The 18,785-nt window shown below is 71.7% G+C and carries 18 protein-coding genes; 7 read left to right on the top strand and 11 right to left on the bottom strand.

Annotation, left to right across the window (positions count from 1 at the left end; genetic code table 11):
* Nucleotides 1–71: 71 nt before the first annotated feature.
* Both secG and BCF74_RS04830 read left to right on the top strand, forming a co-directional pair.
* Nucleotides 72–317 (top strand): preprotein translocase subunit SecG, encoded by a 246-nt coding sequence (gene secG / locus BCF74_RS04825; protein WP_106296820.1) that lies wholly within the window; start codon nt 72–74, stop codon nt 315–317.
* Nucleotides 318–335: 18 nt separating this feature from the next.
* Entirely contained in the window at nt 336–686 is a 351-nt protein-coding gene (locus BCF74_RS04830) for an RNA polymerase-binding protein RbpA (RefSeq protein ID WP_106296864.1), read from the top strand.
* Between the two features lie 6 nt (nt 687–692).
* Here the strand turns inward: BCF74_RS04830 and pgl are convergent, their stop codons facing one another.
* Genes pgl through tkt form a run of 6 tightly spaced genes read right to left on the bottom strand, consistent with a single transcriptional unit; the run spans nt 693 to nt 9,317 of the window.
* On the bottom strand, nt 693–1,454 hold the full coding sequence (gene pgl / locus BCF74_RS04835; protein ID WP_106296821.1) for a 6-phosphogluconolactonase: 762 nt from the start codon (nt 1,452–1,454) through the stop codon (nt 693–695).
* Entirely contained in the window at nt 1,451–2,590 is a 1,140-nt protein-coding gene (locus tag BCF74_RS04840; protein WP_106296822.1) for a glucose-6-phosphate dehydrogenase assembly protein OpcA, read from the bottom strand. The genes pgl and BCF74_RS04840 overlap by 4 nt, the downstream gene beginning before the upstream one ends.
* Nucleotides 2,587–4,131 carry a glucose-6-phosphate dehydrogenase gene (zwf, locus tag BCF74_RS04845; RefSeq protein ID WP_106296823.1) on the bottom strand — a complete coding sequence of 515 codons (1,545 nt, stop codon included), beginning with the start codon at nt 4,129–4,131 and terminating at the stop codon, nt 2,587–2,589. Before zwf ends, BCF74_RS04840 begins: the two co-directional genes overlap by 4 nt.
* On the bottom strand, nt 4,131–5,867 hold the full coding sequence (locus BCF74_RS04850; protein ID WP_106296824.1) for a glucose-6-phosphate isomerase: 1,737 nt from the start codon (nt 5,865–5,867) through the stop codon (nt 4,131–4,133). The genes zwf and BCF74_RS04850 overlap by 1 nt, the downstream gene beginning before the upstream one ends.
* Nucleotides 5,864–6,988 (bottom strand): transaldolase, encoded by a 1,125-nt coding sequence (gene tal, locus BCF74_RS04855; protein WP_106296825.1) that lies wholly within the window; start codon nt 6,986–6,988, stop codon nt 5,864–5,866. The genes BCF74_RS04850 and tal overlap by 4 nt, the downstream gene beginning before the upstream one ends.
* A gap of 7 nt (nt 6,989–6,995) precedes the next feature.
* Entirely contained in the window at nt 6,996–9,317 is a 2,322-nt protein-coding gene (gene tkt, locus BCF74_RS04860; RefSeq protein WP_106296826.1) for a transketolase, read from the bottom strand.
* A gap of 114 nt (nt 9,318–9,431) precedes the next feature.
* On the opposite strand from tkt, the gene BCF74_RS04865 reads away from it, so the two are divergent.
* Nucleotides 9,432–10,412, top strand: coding sequence for a heme o synthase (locus BCF74_RS04865; RefSeq protein ID WP_425432801.1), 981 nt, complete (start codon nt 9,432–9,434; stop codon nt 10,410–10,412).
* Here BCF74_RS04865 and BCF74_RS04870 read toward each other — a convergent pair.
* The 3 genes from BCF74_RS04870 to BCF74_RS04880 are packed head-to-tail and all read right to left on the bottom strand — an operon-like array spanning nt 10,349 to nt 13,222.
* Nucleotides 10,349–11,653, bottom strand: coding sequence for an MFS transporter (locus BCF74_RS04870; protein WP_170070133.1), 1,305 nt, complete (start codon nt 11,651–11,653; stop codon nt 10,349–10,351). The two genes, BCF74_RS04865 and BCF74_RS04870, sit on opposite strands and share 64 nt — an antisense overlap.
* Nucleotides 11,654–11,671: 18 nt before the next feature.
* The gene (locus BCF74_RS04875; protein ID WP_106296866.1) at nt 11,672–12,289 is read right to left on the bottom strand and encodes an ArsR/SmtB family transcription factor; all 618 of its coding nucleotides are present in this window, start codon (nt 12,287–12,289) and stop codon (nt 11,672–11,674) included.
* A gap of 36 nt (nt 12,290–12,325) precedes the next feature.
* Entirely contained in the window at nt 12,326–13,222 is an 897-nt protein-coding gene (locus BCF74_RS04880; protein WP_245889215.1) for a COX15/CtaA family protein, read from the bottom strand.
* A 94-nt stretch (nt 13,223–13,316) separates the two neighbouring features.
* Here BCF74_RS04880 and BCF74_RS04885 point away from each other — a divergent pair, with 94 nt between their 5' ends.
* Nucleotides 13,317–14,213 carry a polysaccharide deacetylase family protein gene (locus tag BCF74_RS04885; protein WP_170070134.1) on the top strand — a complete coding sequence of 299 codons (897 nt, stop codon included), beginning with the start codon at nt 13,317–13,319 and terminating at the stop codon, nt 14,211–14,213.
* 186 nt (nt 14,214–14,399) lie between these two features.
* Nucleotides 14,400–15,467 carry a M28 family metallopeptidase gene (locus tag BCF74_RS04890; protein WP_106296830.1) on the top strand — a complete coding sequence of 356 codons (1,068 nt, stop codon included), beginning with the start codon at nt 14,400–14,402 and terminating at the stop codon, nt 15,465–15,467.
* A gap of 106 nt (nt 15,468–15,573) precedes the next feature.
* Here BCF74_RS04890 and BCF74_RS04895 read toward each other — a convergent pair whose 3' ends face one another.
* Nucleotides 15,574–16,365 carry an ABC transporter permease gene (locus BCF74_RS04895; protein WP_106296831.1) on the bottom strand — a complete coding sequence of 264 codons (792 nt, stop codon included), beginning with the start codon at nt 16,363–16,365 and terminating at the stop codon, nt 15,574–15,576.
* Nucleotides 16,362–17,075, bottom strand: a complete 714-nt coding sequence (locus tag BCF74_RS04900) for an ABC transporter ATP-binding protein (RefSeq protein WP_106296832.1) — start codon at nt 17,073–17,075, stop codon at nt 16,362–16,364. The genes BCF74_RS04895 and BCF74_RS04900 overlap by 4 nt, the downstream gene beginning before the upstream one ends.
* A gap of 82 nt (nt 17,076–17,157) precedes the next feature.
* Between BCF74_RS04900 and BCF74_RS04905 the strand changes: the two genes are divergently transcribed.
* Together BCF74_RS04905 and pssA are read left to right on the top strand one after the other, a co-directional pair.
* The gene (locus BCF74_RS04905; protein WP_106296833.1) at nt 17,158–17,826 is read left to right on the top strand and encodes a phosphatidylserine decarboxylase; all 669 of its coding nucleotides are present in this window, start codon (nt 17,158–17,160) and stop codon (nt 17,824–17,826) included.
* Nucleotides 17,823–18,743, top strand: coding sequence for a CDP-diacylglycerol--serine O-phosphatidyltransferase (gene pssA, locus BCF74_RS04910; RefSeq protein WP_106296834.1), 921 nt, complete (start codon nt 17,823–17,825; stop codon nt 18,741–18,743). Before BCF74_RS04905 ends, pssA begins: the two co-directional genes overlap by 4 nt.
* Nucleotides 18,744–18,785: the final 42 nt, after the last annotated feature.

The raw sequence follows: 18,785 nt of genomic DNA on the forward strand, positions 1-18,785 counted from the left end.
ATCCTGTAGCCGCACGTCCGGGCCCCCGGGCCTGCCGTCACACCCTCAGCCACCACACGCGAAGGAGCACCGTGGACGCGGTACGCATCGGCCTCCAGGTCCTCCTGGTCCTGGGCGGGCTCTTCCTGACCCTGCTCATCCTGCTGCACAAGGGCAAGGGCGGTGGCCTGTCCGACATGTTCGGTGGCGGCATGTCCACCTCGCTCGGTGGCTCCTCGGTCGCCGAGCGCAACCTCGACCGCATCACGATCGCCGTCGCGCTCGTGTGGTTCACCTGCGTCGTGGGCCTCGGCGTCCTCGACCGCTTCGCGAGCTGATCGGAGAACCCCATGTCGATGTCCGGTGGTAGTGCGATCCGCGGGAGTCGAGTGGGTGCTGGCCCGATGGGGGAGGCCGAGCGTGGTGAGGCCGCGCCGCGCACCGTCGTGTCCTTCTGGTGTTCCAACGGGCACGAGACGCAGCCCAGTTTCGCGCAGGAAAGCGACGTCGAGATCCCGGACACGTGGGACTGCCCGCGCTGTGGGTTCCCCGCCGGACAGGACCGCGACAACCCGCCGGCCCCGCCGAAGGCCGAGCCGTACAAGACCCACCTCGCCTACGTGAAGGAGCGGCGCTCCGACACCGACGGAGCCGCCATCCTCGACGAGGCGCTGGGCGCACTGCGCGACCGCGGCCTCATCCGCTGAGGTCGATCAGCGCGGCTCGAGCTGGCTGGCGGCGTCGGCGTCGACCAGCCAGAGGGTGCGCTCCTCGCCCTTGACCTGGGCCGCGGAGTTGAGGTCGGCCGGCGCCCCGTTGACGCCGCGTGCCACCGCCTCGGCCTTGTCCGCGCCGGCGACGATGAACCACACCTCGCGCGAGTGCCGCAGCGCGTCGAACGTCAGGCTCACCCGGTCCGGCGGCGGCTTGGGTGAGTCGTGCACCGCCACCGCGACCGCGTCGTCGGTGAGCTGGGCCGGGTGACCGGGGAAGAGCGACGCGACGTGCCCGTCCGGCCCCACCCCGAGGATCATGACGTCGAAGGCGTCGGTGTCGCTCGCGCGAACCGCGTCGCCGTATGCCGTCGCGCTCGCCTCCGCGCTGTCACTCTCGTCCGGGCCCGCAACCCGGTGCACCTTCGCGGGGTCGAGGGGGAGGGAGTCGAGCCCGGCGGCGAAGTTCTGGACGTCGTTGCGGTCCGTGTCACCGGCCGGCAGGTAGCGCTCGTCGCCCCACCACAGCTCGACCCGGGACCAGTCGACGGCCTCGCGCGCCGGCAGCGCCGCGACGCTCGCCCACAGGTCGGACCCGAGGGAGCCGCCGGTGAGGGAGAGGTGCACGACGTCGCGCTCGGCCTGGGCGTCGAGGATCGCGGTGACGAGGCGGGCCGCGATGGAGTCGCTCAGGGCCTGCTTGTCGGGGTGGACGACGACGTCGACGGAGTGGACGTCGGTGAGGTCGTTGACTCCGGTCATGAGACTTCCTCCCGCTTCTCGATCTTCCTGGCGAGCTTGCGCCGGGCGGCCTTCTTGACCTGGGTCGGGTCGTCCACCTTCTCCGGCATCGGGGCCTCGACCATGGCCGACGCCGCGCCGACCTTGGCCTCCCGCTTGAGCCGGGCGGCGTCCTCGCGGGACTCGGCGACGGACGGCGCGATCCCGGCCCGCTGCGCCTCGGTGGAGGTGCGCCGGCTGTGCGAGATCTTGTCGAGCGCGCCGAGGGCGTCCTGGTAGACCTCGTCGGGGTCCAGGCGCCGCAGCTCGTCGGCGAGGCACTCCGCGTCGCTGCGCGGCGGGAGGGCGATCGACCGGTCGGGACGGCCGGCCTGGGTGAGGACGGCCGAGGTCCCGTCCTGCGGGCGGACGAGGTCGAGGGGACCGCTCGGTCGCTCGAGGCGGACGCTGATGATGCCGCTGCCCTTGCGCGACGGCACGAGGGTGACCGGGCAGCGCAGGCGCTTGGCCAGCCAGCCGGCGAGGAGCTGCGCCGACGGCGAGTCGGAGGCGCCGGTCACGACGACCTCGGTCACCGGCTCGAACGGTGCCTGGTCGAGGGCCGCGGTGAGCAGCGCGCGCCAGAGGGTGATGCGCGACCAGGAGAGGTCGGTGTCGCCGGGGCTGTATGCCGCGGCGAGCTTGCCGAGGACCGCGCGCGGCGTGCCCTTGGCGTGCGAGACGTCGGTGACTCGTCGCTGGGCGATGGCGCCGATCGGGTCCTCGTGGGGGTTCTTGGGCGGCTCGCCCGGCCACCACGCGACGATGGGCGCGTCCGCGAGGAGCAGCGGCGTGACGACGGCACGGCCGTGCGCGGCGAGCGGACCGAAGAGCCGCAGGACGACGACCTCGCTCGCGCCGGCGTCGCCGCCGATGCGGATCTGCGCGTCGAGCCGGGCCGCGCCGCGACGGTTCGCCGTGACGACGACGATGATGCGGCACGGGTGCTGGCGGCTGGCGTCGTTGGCGACCTCGATGGCCTCGTCCGCGCCGGACTCGTCGACGACCACGACGAGGGTGAGGACCCGGGTCAGTGCCATCGACCCGGTGTCGGAGCGCAGCCGGACGAGCTTCTTCGAGACGTCGGCCGTCGTGGTGCTGGGCAGGTCGACGATCATGGGAGCCTCCATTCGCGTCCGTCGCGTTCCATGAGCTCGTCGGCGCTGGCCGGACCCCACGAGCCGGACGTGTACTGGTCGATGCGGCCGGGCTGTCGCGCCCAGAACTGCTCGATCGGGTCGAGGATCTCCCAGGACAGCTCGACCTCCTCGTGGCGCGGGAAGAGCGGCGGCTCGCCGAGGAGCACGTCGAGGATGAGGCGCTCGTACGCCTCCGGGGAGCTCTCGGTGAAGGCGCGCCCGTAGCCGAAGTCCATCGTCACGTCGCGCACCTCCATCTGGGCGCCGGGGACCTTGGCGCCGAAACGCATCGTCACGCCCTCGTCCGGCTGGACCCGGATGACGACGGCGTTCTGGCCGAGCTCCTCGGTCGCGGTGTCGGTGAACGGCAGGTGCGGGGCCTTCTTGAAGACGACGGCGATCTCGGTGACCCGCTTGCCGAGGCGCTTGCCGGTGCGCAGGTAGAACGGGACGCCCGCCCAGCGGCGCGTGTCGATCTCGAGCTTGACCGCGGCATACGTCTCGGTCGTCGACTTCGTGGCGACGCCGTCCTCGGCGAGGTAGCCGATGACCTCTTCGCCGCCCTGCCAGCCCTTGGCGTACTGGCCGCGGGCGGTGCCCTTGGCGAGGTCCTTGGGGAGGCGCACGGCGGAGAGCACCTTCTCCTTCTCGCTGCGCAGGTGGTCGGCGTCGAAGGAGACCGGCTCCTCCATCGCGGTGAGTGCGAGCAGCTGGAGCAGGTGGTTCTGGATGACGTCGCGGGCGGCGCCGATGCCGTCGTAGTAGCCGGCCCGGCCACCGATGCCGATGTCCTCGGCCATGGTGATCTGGACGTGGTCGACGTAGTGGCTGTTCCACACCGGCTCGAACATCTGGTTGGCGAACCGCAGGGCGAGGAGGTTCTGGACGGTCTCCTTGCCGAGGTAGTGGTCGATCCGGAAGACGGCGTCGGGCGGGAAGACCTCGGCGACGATCTCGTTGAGCTCGCGCGCACTCTTGAGGTCGTGGCCGAACGGCTTCTCGATGACGACGCGGCGCCACGACCCGGGCGGGGCCGTCGACAGGCCGGAGCGCTTGAGCTGCTCGCAGACCTGGGCGAAGAACGACGGCGGGATCGAGAGGTAGAACGCGATGTTCCCGCCCGTACCGCGCTGCTCGTCGAGCTCGCGCGCCGTCTCGGCGAGCAGGTCGAACGCCTTCGGGTCGTCGAACGTGCCGGGCACGAACCGGAAGCCCTCGCTCAGCGACTTCCACACGTCCTCGCGGAACGGCGTGCGGGAGCGCTGCTTGACGGCCTCGTAGACGATCTTGCCGAAGTCCTGGTCGGCCCAGTCACGTCGCGCGAAGCCGATGAGCGAGAAGCCCGGCGGCAGCAGACCTCGGTTGGCGAGGTCGTAGATCGCCGGCATGAGCTTCTTCGTCGCGAGGTCGCCGGTGACACCGAAGAGGACGAGGCTGCATGGCCCGGCGATCCGGGGAAGGCGCTTGTCCCGGGGGTCGCGGAGCGGGTTGTGGGTGGCGGTGACACGCGCCGGGCTCATCAGGCTCCTGCCGTCGAGAGGGCGGAGCGCACCTGGCTCAGCCCGCGGTCGTGGGTGGTGAGGTGCAGCCGGAGGACCGGACGCCCGTGCTCGGCGAGCACCTGCGCGTCGCCGCCCGCCTGGGCCGCGATGAACTCACCGAAGGTGAAGTCGCGACCCGGGACCTCGAGGTCCTCACTCGGCTCGGCCGTCACCTGGATGAAGACGCCGTTCGGGGAGCCGCCCTTGTGGTACTGACCGGTCGAGTGCAGGAACCGCGGACCCCAGCCGAAGGTCACCGGACGCCCGGTGCGGTCGAAGAGGGCGCGGGCGACCTGCTCGAGGTCGGCGTCGGACTCACGGTCGAGGTAGGCCATGACCGCGACGTACCCGTGGTCCTCGTCGAGCTGCGACAGGACGGCGGACACGGCGGCGGGGAGGGTCGCCGCGTCACCGAGCCAGTCGCCGCCGAGGGCGCGGACCTCGACCGAGCCGTCGGTGAACGCCGGCTCCCCGGCCGCACCTCCGGACCCCTCGAGCAGACCGCGGGCGGCGGCCTTGGCGCTCTCGACGTCGGGCTGGTCGAACGGGTTGATGCCGAGCAGGCGGCCGGCGACGGCCGTCGCGACCTCCCACAGCAGGAACTGGGCCCCGAGCGAGCCGGCGACCTCGATGACCGAGCCGCTGTCGCCGAGGTCGTCCTCGCCGTCATCGGCGCCGTCGGCCGGGCCGGGCTGCTCGGCGGCGATCGAGTCCGGGTGGCGCGGTGTGCCGTCGGGGTTGAGCCGCGGGTCGTCGCTCGGGCTCTCCTCGAGGTCCGCGTCGCCCACGGCGACGAGGCGCACGAGGTTCGCATCGGCATACGTGTGCTTCGGCGCCTCACCGTCCGCGACGACGGGAAGGATGCCGGTGCCGTCCTTGCCGGTGGACTCGGCGATGAGCTGTTCGGCCCACGCGCCGAAGCCGACGTTCTCGGTGCCGGCGTCGACGAGGACGAGCTTGTCCCGCAGCGGCTTCGTGCCGCCCATGGCCGCGCCGAGGCGCAGCGCGGGGTTGCCCTCGTCGTCCTCGGCGAGGAGGTCGGCCACCGACTCGGCGTCGTCGAGCAGGGCACCGATGTCGGCGCCGGCGAGACCGGACGGCACGAGGCCGAACGCGGTCAGCGCGGAGTAGCGGCCGCCCACGTCGGGGTCGGCGTTGACGACGCGGTAACCGGCCCCACGCGCCTCCTGGTCGAGCGGGCTGCCCGGGTCGGTGACGACGACGATGCGCTTCGTCGCGTCGATGCCGGCGTCGGCGAACGCCTTCTCGAACGCCCGGCGCTGCGAGTCGGTCTCGACCGTCGAGCCGGACTTCGACGAGACGACGACAGCCGTCTTCTTGAGGTCGGTCTCGACGGCGCGCCGCACGACGTCGGGAGCCGAGGAGTCGAGGACGACGAGGTCGACGCCGGCCGTCGCGCAGATGACCTCGGGCGCGAGCGAGGACCCGCCCATGCCGCAGAGGACGATCCGCGAGACGCCGTCACCACGCAGCTCTTCCCGCAGCGCGGCGATCTCACCGAGCAGCGGGCGCGACGAGCGCGCGAGACCGACCCAGGACAGGCGCTTGCCCGCCTCGGACTCCGCGGCCTTGCCCCAGAGCGTCGCGTCCTGCGCGAAGATCCTGCTCGCGACCCGGTCGGCGACGAGCTGGGGGACGTGTGCCTCGATGGCGTCCGCGGCGGCGCCGCGTGCGGTGACCTCGAGGCTGCTCACTTGGCGGCCTTGTCGAGCTCTGCCTGCACACCGTCGAGGAGCTCACCCCACGACTTCTCGAACTTCTCGATGCCCTCCTTCTCGAGCTGGGCGGTGACGTCGGAGTAGGAGATGCCGAGCCGCTCGAGCGCGTCGAGCACCTCGGTGGCCTCCTCGTAGTTGCCGGTGATGGTGTCGCCGGTGATCTCGCCGTGGTCGGCGACCGCGTCGAGCGTTTTCTGCGGCATCGTGTTGACGACCCCGGGAGCCACGAGCTCGGTGACGTACATCGTGTCGGGGTATGCCGGGTCCTTGACGCCCGTGGACGCCCACAGCGGGCGCTGCGGCTTGGCGCCGTCGGCCTCGAGGTTCTTCCAGCGCGGGGTCGAGAAGACCTCCTCGTAGGCCTGGTAGGCCAGGCGCGCGTTGGCGATGCCGGCCTTGCCCTTGAGCTTCTTCGCCGCCTCGGCGTCCTTGCCCGTGATGGCGTCGAGGCGCTTGTCGATCTCGGTGTCCACCCGGGAGACGAAGAACGACGCGACCGACTCGATCTGGGAGAGGTCCTTGCCGGCCTCGCGGGCCTGCTCGAGGCCGGTGAGGTAGGCGTTCATGACGGCCCGGTAGCGGTCGAGGCTGAAGATCAGCGTGACGTTGACCGAGATGCCGTCGGCGATGGTGCGGCTGATCGCGGGCAGGCCCTCGACGGTCGCGGGGATCTTGACGAGCGCGTTCGGGCGGTCGACGCCGTCACGCAGCTGCTTGGCCTGGGCGACGGTGCCTTCGGTGTCCTTGGCCAGGCGCGGGTCGACCTCGATGGAGACCCGGCCGTCGGTGCGGTCGGTCGCCTCGAAGACGGGCATGAGCACGTCACACGCGTTGCGGACGTCCTCGGTCGTCATGGCGAAGACGGCCTCGTCGAGCGTGGCGCGGTCGGCGGCGAGCTTCGAGACCTGCTCGTTGTAGCTCTCGCCGTCGGAGAGGGCGACCTGGAAGATCGACGGGTTCGTCGTCACACCGACGACCCCGCCGTTCTTGACGGCATCCTGGAGGCGGCCGCTCGTGAGGGCCTCCCGGCTGAGGTCGTCGAGCCAGATGGAGACGCCGGCGTCGGAGAGGGCCTTGAGGTTGGCGTTGTCGGTCATGGGGTGCTCACTTCCCCGCCCGCGCCGCGCTCTTGCGGGCAGGCGTGCTCTTGATGGAGACATCGGTACCGGTGTCCTTGCGGCTGCGCGGCGCGGTTTCGACCGCGGCAGCGACCTTGGCTCCGGCCTTGGCTGCCTTGATGGACTCCTTGGCCGCCTTGACGACGGCCTCGGGGGTGAACCCGAACTCACGGAAGAGGGTCTTCGCGTCGGCGGAGGCGCCGAAGTGCTCGATGCTGATCGAGCGCCCGGCGTCACCGACGATCTCCCGCCAGCCCTGGGCGACACCGGCCTCGACGCTGACGCGCGCGCGGGTCGCCGGCGGCAGCACCTTGTCGCGGTACGCCTTGGGCTGCTTGTCGAACCACTCACGGCACGGCATCGAGACGACGCGCGTGCGGATGCCGGCCTTCTCGAGCTTCAGCCGGCCCTCGAGGGCGACTGACACCTCCGAGCCGGAGGCCACGATGATGACCTCGGGCTTCTCCTTGCCGGACTCGCCGCCGTCGATGAGGACGTAGCCACCCTTGGCGACGCCGTCCGCCTTGGCGTGCGTCTTCCGGTCGATGACCGGAAGGGCCTGCCGGCTGAGGGCGAGCGCGGCCGTGACGCCGTTGTGCAGGATCGCGCCCCAGGCCGCCGAGGTCTCGTTGGCGTCCGCCGGGCGGACGACGTCGAGACCGGGCATGGCGCGCAGGGCGGCGAGGTGCTCGATCGGCTGGTGCGTCGGGCCGTCCTCACCGAGACCGATGGAGTCGTGCGTCCACACATAGGTCACGGGGAGCTGCTGGATGGACGCGAGCCGGACGGCCGGCCGCATGTAGTCCGAGAACACGAGGAAGGTGCCTCCGTAGGGACGGGTCAACCCTTCCAACGCAATGCCGTTGAGGATCATGCCCATCGCGTTCTCGCGGATGCCGAAGTGCAGCGTCCGGCCGTAGGGGCCGCCCTTCCACGCGTCGGTCTGCTTCGACTTCGGGATGAAGGACGGCTCGCCCTCCATCGTCGTGTTGTTCGACTCGGCGAGGTCGGCCGAGCCGCCCCACAGCTCCGGCATGACGGGGGCGAGGGCGGTGAGGACCTTGCCGGACGCGGCGCGGGTCGCCATCCCCTTCTCGTCGGCGGGGAAAGTCGGCAGCGCCTTGTCGAGACCGGCGGGGAGCTTGCCGTCGAGGAGCCGGTCGAGCAGCGCGGCGCCCTCCTTGTTGGCGCGCCGCCACGCGGCATACGTCTTGTTCCACTCCTTGTGGGCGGCCTTGCCGCGGGCCTTGACCTTGCGCGCGTGCGCGAGGACGGCGCGGTCGACCTCGAAGGTCTTCTTCGGGTCGAAGCCGAGGAGCTCCTTGAGTCCGGCGATCTCCTCCTCACCGAGGGCCGAGCCGTGCGACTTGCCGGTGCCCTGCTTCGTCGGCGACGGCCAGGCGATGACGGTGTGCAGCTGGATGAGCGTGGGCTTCTTGGACGTGCGGCTCTTCTCGAGCGCGGCGAGGAGCGCGTCGACGTCCTCGACGTAGTTCGGGCCACCCTTGGGGCCCTCGCCGGTGCGCCAGTCGACGTCGATGACCTCCCAGCCGTAGGCCTCGTACCGGCCGGGGACGTCTTCGGAGAAGGAGATGTCCGTGTCGTCCTCGATGGAGATCTGGTTGGCGTCGTAGATGACGGTGAGGTTGCCGAGCTCCTGGTGGCCGGCGAGCGAGCTGGCCTCTCCCGACACGCCCTCCATGAGGTCGCCGTCGGAGGCGATGACCCAGATGTGGTGGTCGAAGGGGCTCTTGCCGGGCTTGGCGTCCGGGTCGAGCAGGCCACGCTGGCGGCGCTGCGCCATCGCCATCCCGACGGCGGAGGCCAGGCCCGAGCCGAGCGGGCCGGTGGTGATCTCGACGCCGGTCGTGTGGTGGACCTCGGGGTGGCCGGGCGTCTTCGAGCCCCAGGTGCGCAGTGCCTTGAGGTCGTTCAGCTCCAGGCCGTAGTCGGACAGGTAGAGCTGGATGTACTGGGTCAGGCTCGAGTGGCCCGCCGACAGGACGAACCGGTCACGCCCCAGCCACGCCGGGTCCGAGGGGTCGTGGCGCATCACGTTCTGGAAGAGCAGGTATGCCGCGGGCGCGAGGCTCATCGCGGTGCCGGGGTGGCCGTTGCCGACCTTCTGCACCGCGTCGGCGGCGAGGGTGCGGACGGTGTCGACGGCCCGGATGTCGAGGTCGGTCCACTTGGCCTTGCGAGCCTTCGGCAGGGCCAGCTCGCTGGAGCGGCCGGCGATGGGGGACTGGCTGCGGCTCTTCGACGTGGTCTTCGTCGAGCGGCGGGCCTTCGTCGGGGTGGTGGTCACGTGGGAGCCCTCTCTCAAAGTCGAGTGGAATGTGATGCGCGTCAAACGTTCGTTTCCCACCCTAGACCGCACCCAACCGGTGGAAGTGCGCACGTCCCAGCCGTTAGACTCGGCGTGAACCCACTCCTCCCGCGCATCCCGAAGGACACCGTGGCCACCGCCCCCATCACGACCGCCCCGTCGGCGCGCCCTGCGCCCACCTGGCGTCGGACGGTCGGCAGCTACGTTGCGCTGACGAAACCGCGCATCATCGAACTGCTGCTCGTGACAACGGTTCCCGTGATGTTCCTGGCCCAGCGCGGTGTGCCCGACCTGTGGCTCGTCGTCGCCACGCTCATCGGCGGGACCCTCAGCGCGGGCGGCGCCAACACGTTCAACAGCGTCTACGACCGGGACATCGACGCGGTCATGGCACGGACCCGGAACCGGCCGATGGTCACCGGCGAGATCACGCCCCGTGCCGGGCTGCTCTTCGGAGCCGCGCTCACCGTCGTCTCGACGGTCTGGTTCCTCGTCTTCGTCAACGCGATGTCGGCGGTGCTGTCGCTCGCGGCGGTCGCGCTGTATGCCGTCCTCTACACGATGGTGCTCAAGCGCCGCACCCCGCAGAACATCGTCTGGGGCGGCGTCGCCGGCTGCATGCCGACCCTCATCGGCTGGTCCGCCGTGACCGGCACGGTGCAGTGGCCGGCGGTCATCCTCTTCCTCGTCATCTTCTTCTGGACGCCGCCGCACTACTGGCCGCTGTCGATGGCGTTCAAGGACGACTACGCGAGCGCCGAGGTGCCGATGCTCCCCGTCGAGCGAGGGGCTGTCGCCGTCGCGCGCCAGATCGTCGCCTACAGCTGGGTCATGGTCGCGGTCTCGCTCGCGCTGGTGCCGGTCGCGGACATGGGCTGGGTCTACCTCGTCGCGGCGGTCGTGAGCGGCGTCGTCTTCATCGGCGAGGCGCACCGGCTGCTGCGCCTCGCGAAGCAGGGCGCGGCGAGCACGGTGCTCAAGCCGATGCGGCTGTTCCACTTCTCCATCACCTATGTGACGTTGCTCTTCCTCGCGGTCGCCATCGACCCGCTGGTCCACATCTCCATCGGCTGAGCCGGCAGGTCCCGCCCGCTGCGGTACGGCCCGACGAAGACCGAGAGGCACGCGAGCGCGTTGAGCGCGCCCATGAGCAGGATCGTCTCGCGCACCCCGACGATCCCGCCGAGCGCGCCGGCGACGACACCGGCGAGCGGCATCGTCCCGAAGTTGAGGACGGCCATCGTCGACGAGGTCCGGCCCATGACCTCGGCCGGGGTGTAGCGCGCCCGGAACGCGGCCCGCACGACGTTGGCCCCGACGACGCCCGCGCCGACGAGGAACATCCCGAGCGGCACGAGCGCGATGCCGGCTCCGGGGAAGGCGAGGCCGATGAGCAGTGCCGGCGGGCCGCCGAGGACCTGCAGCCAGCGCAGGGCGCCCGCGTCGCCGAGCCACCGCGAGGTGCGCTGGGCCAGCGCCGCCCCGACGAGGCCGCCGCTGAAGCCCAGCCCCATGAGCAGTCCGACCTGGGAAGGCTCCATCGCGAGGTCGCGCACGAGGAAGAGGACGAGCAGCGCGGCATACCCGGTGATCGCGAAGTTGCCGAGCGCCCCCTGGAGCATGAAGAACCGCAGGAAGCGGTCGCGAGAGACGATGCGTATGCCGTCCGCGACCTCCGCGCGCAGTGCGCGCCTCTCCGGACGCTCGGGTGGGGCGAGCAGCTCCTCGGTGCGCATGCGGGCCAGGCACACCCACGACACGGCGAAGGTCAGCACGTCGAGCACGACGGCATACGCGGCACCGACGACCTGGACGAGGACGCCGCCGACGCCGGGCCCGGCCACCTGCATCGCCGACTCCGTGCCGTAGATGCGGGCGTTGGCCTGCTCGAGGTCGTCACGGCCGACGACGCGGGGGACGAACGTCGTGTAGCCGGTGCGGAAGAAGACGTTGGCGAAGCCGAGCAGCAGCGCGGAGGCGATGACGTGGGCGAGGGTCAGCACACCGAGGGCCCAGGCGACCGGGATGCTCGCGACGCCGACCGCCGAGACGACGTCGGCGCGCATCATGACGCGGCGCGGGTCCGCGCGGTCGACCCAGGCGCCGGCGACGAGGCCGATGAGCAGCCAGGGCAGCCAGATGGCGCCGGCAAGCAGGCCCATGGCGGTCGGTCCGGCGTGGAACTGGGTGACGGCGATGAGCGGGAAGACGATCGACGTGGTCGTCGAGCCCAGCACGCTCACGGCCTCTCCGGCCCAGAGCAGGCGGAAGTTGCGGTTGGCGCGGATCGGCGCGGGCGAGGGGATCGTCGTCATGGACGGGGTCGTCATGAGTCAGGGCTTGCTCGGGAAGCCACGGGAGAAGACGAGGACGGACTCGCGCTCGGCGCCGTCGTCGGGGATCTCGCGCGAGCCCCACCGCATGAGCACCTCGACGATCTCCTCGGAGAGCTCGCGCAGCTCGTCCTGGCTGAGCCGGAGCCAGTTCTGCGTCGCGAAGGCGGCGTCGTCCCAGGCCGGGTCCTCCTCGGAGCGGGCCATCCACTCGTGCACCCGCGCGATCTGCCGGTGCAGGGCGAGGGCCTCGGCGGCTTGGGCCGCGGCGACGGCAGCGGCGTCGTCGGCGAAGTCCGCCCGGGTCCACCGGGTCCCGGCGTTGGCGAGCCGCCACCAGCGCTCCCGGCGGTCCTTGGCGAGCTCGGGTGCCTCGACGACGAGGCCGCCTTCGGCGAGGACCTTGAGGTGGTGGCTGACGTTGCCGACGTTCTGCGCGATGCGGGTCGCGAGGGTGGACGCGGTCGAGGGGCCGTCGACCTTGAGGGCGTCCATGATCCGCGACCGCACGGGGTGGGCGAGGGCGGACAGGGCCTTGGCCTCGGTGAGGGTCCGGACGCCGCCGGGGTTCGTGGGTCCCGGTGGGGCTGACTCGGGAGTGCGTTCAGTGGGAGTCATGGTGAGGACCATAAACCCACAAGAACAGTTGTACAACTAGTCTTGTGTAACTGTCCTGATCTCGCGGAGCCGGACCATGCCGTGGGTGAGGGCGACGACGAGCGCAGCGGCCCCGAACATGTGGGTGAGCACAAGCACCGCGGGCAGCTTCGTGACGTACTGGACGTAGCCGACGAGACCCTGGGCCAGTGTCACGAGCAGGACGACCCGCCAGGCCGAGCTCACCGACGGCGGCGCGCTCGAGAGCCGGGTGGCCAGCCACACCGCGACGACCAGCCCGATGAAGAGCATGACGGCGTCGGCGTGCAGCCAGGAGATGGTCCGTGGGTCGAACCCGAAGCGCGCGGGTGCCTCGGCGTCGCCGGAGTGCGGGCCCGAGCCGGTGACGACGGTGCCGAGCGTCAGGACGACAGCGCCCACCGCGCAGGTGAGCCAGGCGATCCGTCGGACGAGGTCGGGGACGAGCGTTGTCGGCTCACCGGGGCCTTCGTCCCGGGCGAACCACAGGTATGCCGCGGTCGCGACGAGCGCTGCCGACACGAGGAAGTGCGTGGCCACCGTGACCGGGTGCAGCTCGGTGAGGACCGTGATCCCGCCGAGGACGGCTTGGAGCACGACGCCGAGGAGCACCGTGACGGCGGCGATCTTGAGCCGGCGCCACGGTGTCCAGCGCCAGACGGCGAAGACCGTGAGGATGGCGACCAGGCCGAGCAGCCCTGTGAGAGTGCGGTTCCCGAACTCGATGTACTTGTGGAACCCCTCGGCCTGCTCGCGAACCGGGACGTAGGAGCCGGGGACGCACTGGGGCCACGACGGGCAGCCGAGGCCGCTGCCGGTGAGCCGGACGAGGCCGCCGCTGACGATGATGCCGACCTGGCAGACGAGGTTGGCGAGCAGGATGGCCCGGTGGATCGGCGGAGTCGGCACGTTCACCCCCGCAGGGTATGGGAGGCTGCTGCAGTGCTCATGGGTGGGCACCGTAGGAGCGCCGTCGGCAGGGGAGGGCGCGGCAGGGGCAGGGGAGACCATGACGGCACGGTGGCGACGGCGCGACGTCGTCCTCCTCGGCGCGCTGGCCGTCGGTGGCTGCGCGGCACCCCGAACCGCGCCCGGCGCCTCCCGTGCATCCGCCGGCCCGCCGAGCGTGACGCCGACCCCATCGCCGTCACCGACCCCGACGCCGAGGACCTCGCCGTCGTCGAGGCGCTCTCCGACACCCGGGGCCGGACCGACGCGAGCCGACCTCGTCGCGGAGTTCGCGGGTCAAAGCCCGACGAGCTTCGGTCTCGAGGTGCCCGGGATCCGCACCCGCACCCGCGACGGCGAGGTCGCCCTCACCCTCGACGCCTGCGGGGGACCCGGTGGCGGCAGCGGGGTCGACCACGACCTCCTCGACCTGCTGCGACGTCACGAGGTGCCGGCAACACTCTTCCTCAACGTGCGCTGGATCGACGCGAATCCCGCTGTGGCACAGGAGCTCGCCGCCGACCCGCTCTTCGAGCTGGCGAACCACGGCAAGCGGCACTGTCCGCTCACGGTGAGGCCGCGGACGGCATACGGCATCCGCGGGACCGGGAGCGTCGGCGAGGTCGTCGACGAGGTTCGCGCCGCGGACGACTGGTTCCTCGAGCACGTGGGGGAGCGGCCGCGCTGGTTCCGGTCGGGCACCGCCCACGCCGACGACGTCGCCGCCCGGGTGGCCGAGCGGCTCGGTCAGCCGCTCGCCGGCTTCACGGTCAACGCCGACCTCGGCGCGACGGCCTCGGCGTCCCAGGTCGCTCGCACCCTGGGTGGGGTCGGCAGCGGCGACATCGTCATCGCGCACATGAACCGTCCCGGTGGCGCGACCGCCGAAGGCTTCGCCCGGGCCCTGCCGCGGCTTCTGCGGGCAAAGACGTCATTCGTCACGTTGACCAACTCTTGACCAGGCCTTGACGCCGTGACGCGCGAGCGGCGCGGGTCGGTTCGGCTTCGGCAAAGGTTCGGTCAGTTTCGTTGACCGGCCCGACGGCGCAGCGGTTGTCTCGTGACACGTCATCCCTCGTGGACAGGTCCTGTCCGGCGCCGGGGACGACGCCCATCGACCCGGACCCGCAGCACAGGAGAACTCATGTACCGCGCACCCCGAGGCACCCGGCTCCTCGCCCTCCCCGCCCTCGCCGCCCTGGTGGCCGCCACGGCGACGGCGGCACCGAGCTCGGCCCGCTCCCTCGAGTCGGGGAGCACGGCCGCGGGCCCGGACATCTCCGTGGCGAACGTGCAGGGCCACCTCACCCGGCTCCAGGCGATCGCCGACGCCAACGGCGGCAACCGTGGCACCGGACGTCCGGGCTACACCGCGTCACTCGACTACGTGAAGGGCAAGCTCGACGCGGCGGGCTACACGACGAGCGTCCAGTCCTTCAGCACCTGGTCCGGCACGAGCTACAACCTCATCGCCGAGTGGCCCGGGGGTGACCCGACGAACGTCGTCATGATGGGCGCCCACCTCGACAGCATCACCGGGGGTCCCGGCATCAACGACAACGGCTCCGGCACCGCCGCGGTCCTCGAGACCGCGCTGGCGTATGCCGCGAGCGGCCAGACGCCGAAGAACCGCCTGCGCGTGGGGTTCTGGGGCGCGGAGGAGCTCGGTCTCGTCGGTTCCAAGGCGTACGCCGCAAGCCTGTCGACGACCGAGAAGGACAAGATCCGGGTCTACCTCAACTACGACATGATCGGCTCGGTCAACCCGGGCTACTTCGTCTACAACGACAACCCGGCGGGCAACGGCGCCCGGGACGAGCTGACCGCGTACTACGACTCCCGCGGGATCCCGTGGGAGTACATCGACGTCCAGGGTCGCAGCGACCACGCCGCGTTCCGGTCCTACGGCATCCCGACGGCCGGCATCTTCAGCGGTGCGGAGGGCCTCAAGTCGAGCGCCCAGGCGCAGAAGTGGGGCGGCACCGCCGGTCGGGCCTTCGACCCGTGCTACCACCGGGCCTGCGACACGACTGCGAACATCGACCCCACCGCGCTCGACCGGGGCGCGGACGCGGTCGGCCACATGTGGTGGTTGTATGCCGCGAAGGACTACTCCGCGACGACGCCGACCCGCGGCAAGGGCAAGCCGGTGACGGTCCGCTATCTCTCCGGTGAGCGCACGGCGAACCCGACCTGGGTCGTCGACCGCTGATCCCCAACCTCACCCGTCTCAGGATTATCGGGTGACCCGATAATGTGCCGCTGCACCCGACAAGGCTTCTCGGGTACAGCGGGAGGTTCCACCCCGGACCTCGCGGTCAGTCGGACCAGCGAAACCAGCGGGCGGCGGCGAGCCCGCCGACGACGGCCCAGGCCATGAGGACGAGCCATGGGCCCAGTGGCCAGTCGCCGGCGACGAGCGCTGCGCGCATCCCGTCGCCGAGGGCGCCCGAGGGCAGGACGCGGGCCACGGCCGCGGCGGCTCCGGGCAGCCGGTCGGTCGGCACGAGGATGCCAAGCCCGAGGAGCAGGACCCAGGCGAGGTTGGCGAGGGCGAGCACCGCCTCGGCGCGCACGGTTCCCGCGAGCACCATGGCGAGCGAGAGGAACGCTGCGGCGCCGAGGACGACGGTGACGGCCCCGGGCAGCAACCCGGACAGGGGCGGGCGCCATCCCAGCAGGGCCGCGACCGCCCCGAGGACGAGGAGCTGCACGACGAGGACGATCCCCACGGCGCCGAGCTTGCCGAGCAGCAGTCCGCCCCGGCCGAGTGGCGTCGCCCCGAGCAGGCGCAGTACCCCATGTCGGCGGTCGAATCCCGTCGCGATGGCCTGGCCGGTGAACGCCGTCGACACGACCGCGAGCGCGAACACCCCTGCGGTCGCGAGGTCGACCCGGTCGCCCGGCCCGAGGTCGGGCACGTCGGTCCGGGCGAGGACGACGAGCGCGAGCGCGGGCAGGACGAGGGCGACGAGCAGCTGCTCGCCGTGACGCAGGATCGTCGCGGTCTCGAATCGGGTCTGCGCCAGCCAGCGCTGCAGCGGCTGCGCGGCGGCGGGCGGTCCGCCGGGTGAACCGGCAGAGCGTGCGGGTGGGGGCGCGGTGCTCACGAGCGGCTCCCCGAGGTCAGGGCGAAGTAGCGGTCCTCGAGCGAGCCACCCGCGCGGACCTCGTCGAGCGTCCCTCGGGCCACGACGCGGCCGCGCGCCATGATGACGACGGTGTCGGCGATCCGCTCGGCCTCCTCGAAGGAGTGGGTCGTCACGACGACGGCGGCGTCGCGGGCGCACTCGCGCACGAGGTCCCACACCTCGAGGCGGGCATGCGGGTCCAGCCCGGCGGTTGGTTCGTCGAGGAAGGCCACCTCGGGCCGTCCGACGAGGGCTGCCGCGAGGGCGACCCGCTGGCGCTCGCCACCGGAGAGCCTCCGGATCGACCGGTTCGCAACTCGGCCGAGGTCGAGGCGGGCGGTGAGCTCCGCGAGGTCGGCCGGGACGGCATACAACGACGCGAGGTGGCGCAGCAGCCGCTGCGGGGTCGTCGTCACCGGCAGCCCGCCGTCCTGGAGCATGACGCCGACGCGGGCGCGGTGGTCGGCTGACGCGCGCCACGGGTCGGTGCCGAGGACCCGGACGGACCCGGCGCTCACCGGCTGGAGCCCTTCGAGGCACTCTATGGTCGTCGTCTTGCCGGCGCCGTTCGGGCCGAGGACGGTCGTCACCTCGCCGCGCGCGGCGCTCCAGCTGGCGTCGTCGACGGCGCGCACGCCGCCGATGTCGCGGCGCAGACCGACGACCTCGACTCCTGGCACGGCCGACATCCTAGATGCCGCCCTTCCGGGTCCCGGCCGCTGCGCCCAGCGGCACCTCCTAGGCTGTGACGCAGTCGACCGAAGGAGTCCCATGGTCCGCATCGACCGCGAGGCGGTGCCCGCCACCGTTGTGGCCGCCGTCCCCGCCCTCGCCGCGGCCGTCACCGGTCGCCGCCGCCTGGGTGCGGTCCTCGGTCTCCTGCCAGTCGGGGTCGCACTGTTCTTCCGCGACCCCGAGCGCGGCCCGGACCGGGGGGCGGTCGACGAGGACACGGTGCTCTCTCCCGCGGACGGCAAGGTCATGTATGCCGGCCCCGGTCAGGAGGGCGTCGCGCCCGAGGGGGAGTGGCAGCAGGTGAGCATCTTCCTGTCCGCCTTCGACGTGCACATCAACCGCGCCCCCTACGGTGGCCGGCTGCGCGAGGTGACCTACCGCCCCGGACGGTGGCTCGCGGCATACAAGCACGAAAGCGCGCACCTCAACGAGCGCACCGACCTCGTCATCGAGCGCGAGGTGCGCGGCGAGCAGCGGGTCGTGCACTTCCGGCAGATCGTCGGGCTCATGGCGCGACGCGTCGTGACGACGGTCGAGAGCGGCGAGGAGCTCACGACCGGCCAGCGGATCGGGCTGATGAAGTTCGGCTCGCGCATGGACGTCTTCGTGCCGCCGTCGGCGAACCTCCTCGTGAGCGCCGGCGACCGGGTCGTCGCGGGCGAGACCGTCATCGCCCGGTGGCCGTCCCCGGGTGGCGTTGCATGAGCGAACCGGGGGCGCCCGCTCGACGGTGGTCGCGCGACCGGCGTCCCTTCGACCGTTGGCGGCTCGTCTCGCCCACGGGTGCCGAGGTCGTCTCGCTACGCCAGCTGAGCAAGCGCGAGCGACTCCGCGTCACGGCACCGACGATCTTCACCACCCTCAACATGATGAGCGGGCTGTCGTCGGTGCTGCTGGCCTTCCGGGGGCAGTTCACCCTCGCCGCGATCCTCATCGCCGTCTCCATCGTCATGGACATCGCCGACGGGGGAGTGGCCCGGCTCGTCGGTGCGACGTCGCCGTTCGGGCTGCAGATGGACTCTCTTGCCGACCTCATCTCCTTCGGCCTGGCCCCCGCGGTCCTCGTGCACACCTGGGCTCTGTCTGGCTATCCCGTCCTGTCCTGGCTGGCCGCGTTCTTCTGGCTCGGCTGCGCGGCCTTCCGGCTCGCCCGGTTCAACGTCACCGTCGACCCGCTCGCGGACAAGCGCTACTTCGTCGGCCTCCCGAGCCCGGCCGCCGCGGCCGTCGTCATGGCCACGATCTTCGCCCTGTCGCAGCCCGAGGCGGGGGGCTACGACTCGCGGCTCATCGCGCCGCTGGTGCTGAGCTTCGTCCCGGCGGCGCTCATGGTCACCTCGATCCGGTTCCGGTCCTTCCGCACCCTGCTGTCACCGCGCGGCCGCGGGGCGTGGTTGGCCACCGGCGCCGTGGTGCTCGCCGTCGTCGTCGGGCTGGTCCTCGCACCCGGCCTCACCGGCATCGTGCTCGCCTACGGCTACGTCCTGCAGGCTCCCCTCGGGGTGCTCACCGCCCCGCTGCGCGAGCGCCTCCTCGGGCCCGACTCGGTCGCCCCCCGCCGCGAGCGAATGCCATCGGTCTTCCTGCCCGACCAGGAGTGCGCCGAGGAGCGGCAGGGTTAGGTTCACCTTCGTTTCCACGTCTGACGCATTTACGTAACATCG

This window comes from Knoellia remsis (genome assembly GCF_003002895.1).
GTDB classification, from domain to species: Bacteria; Actinomycetota; Actinomycetes; order Actinomycetales; family Dermatophilaceae; genus Knoellia; species Knoellia remsis.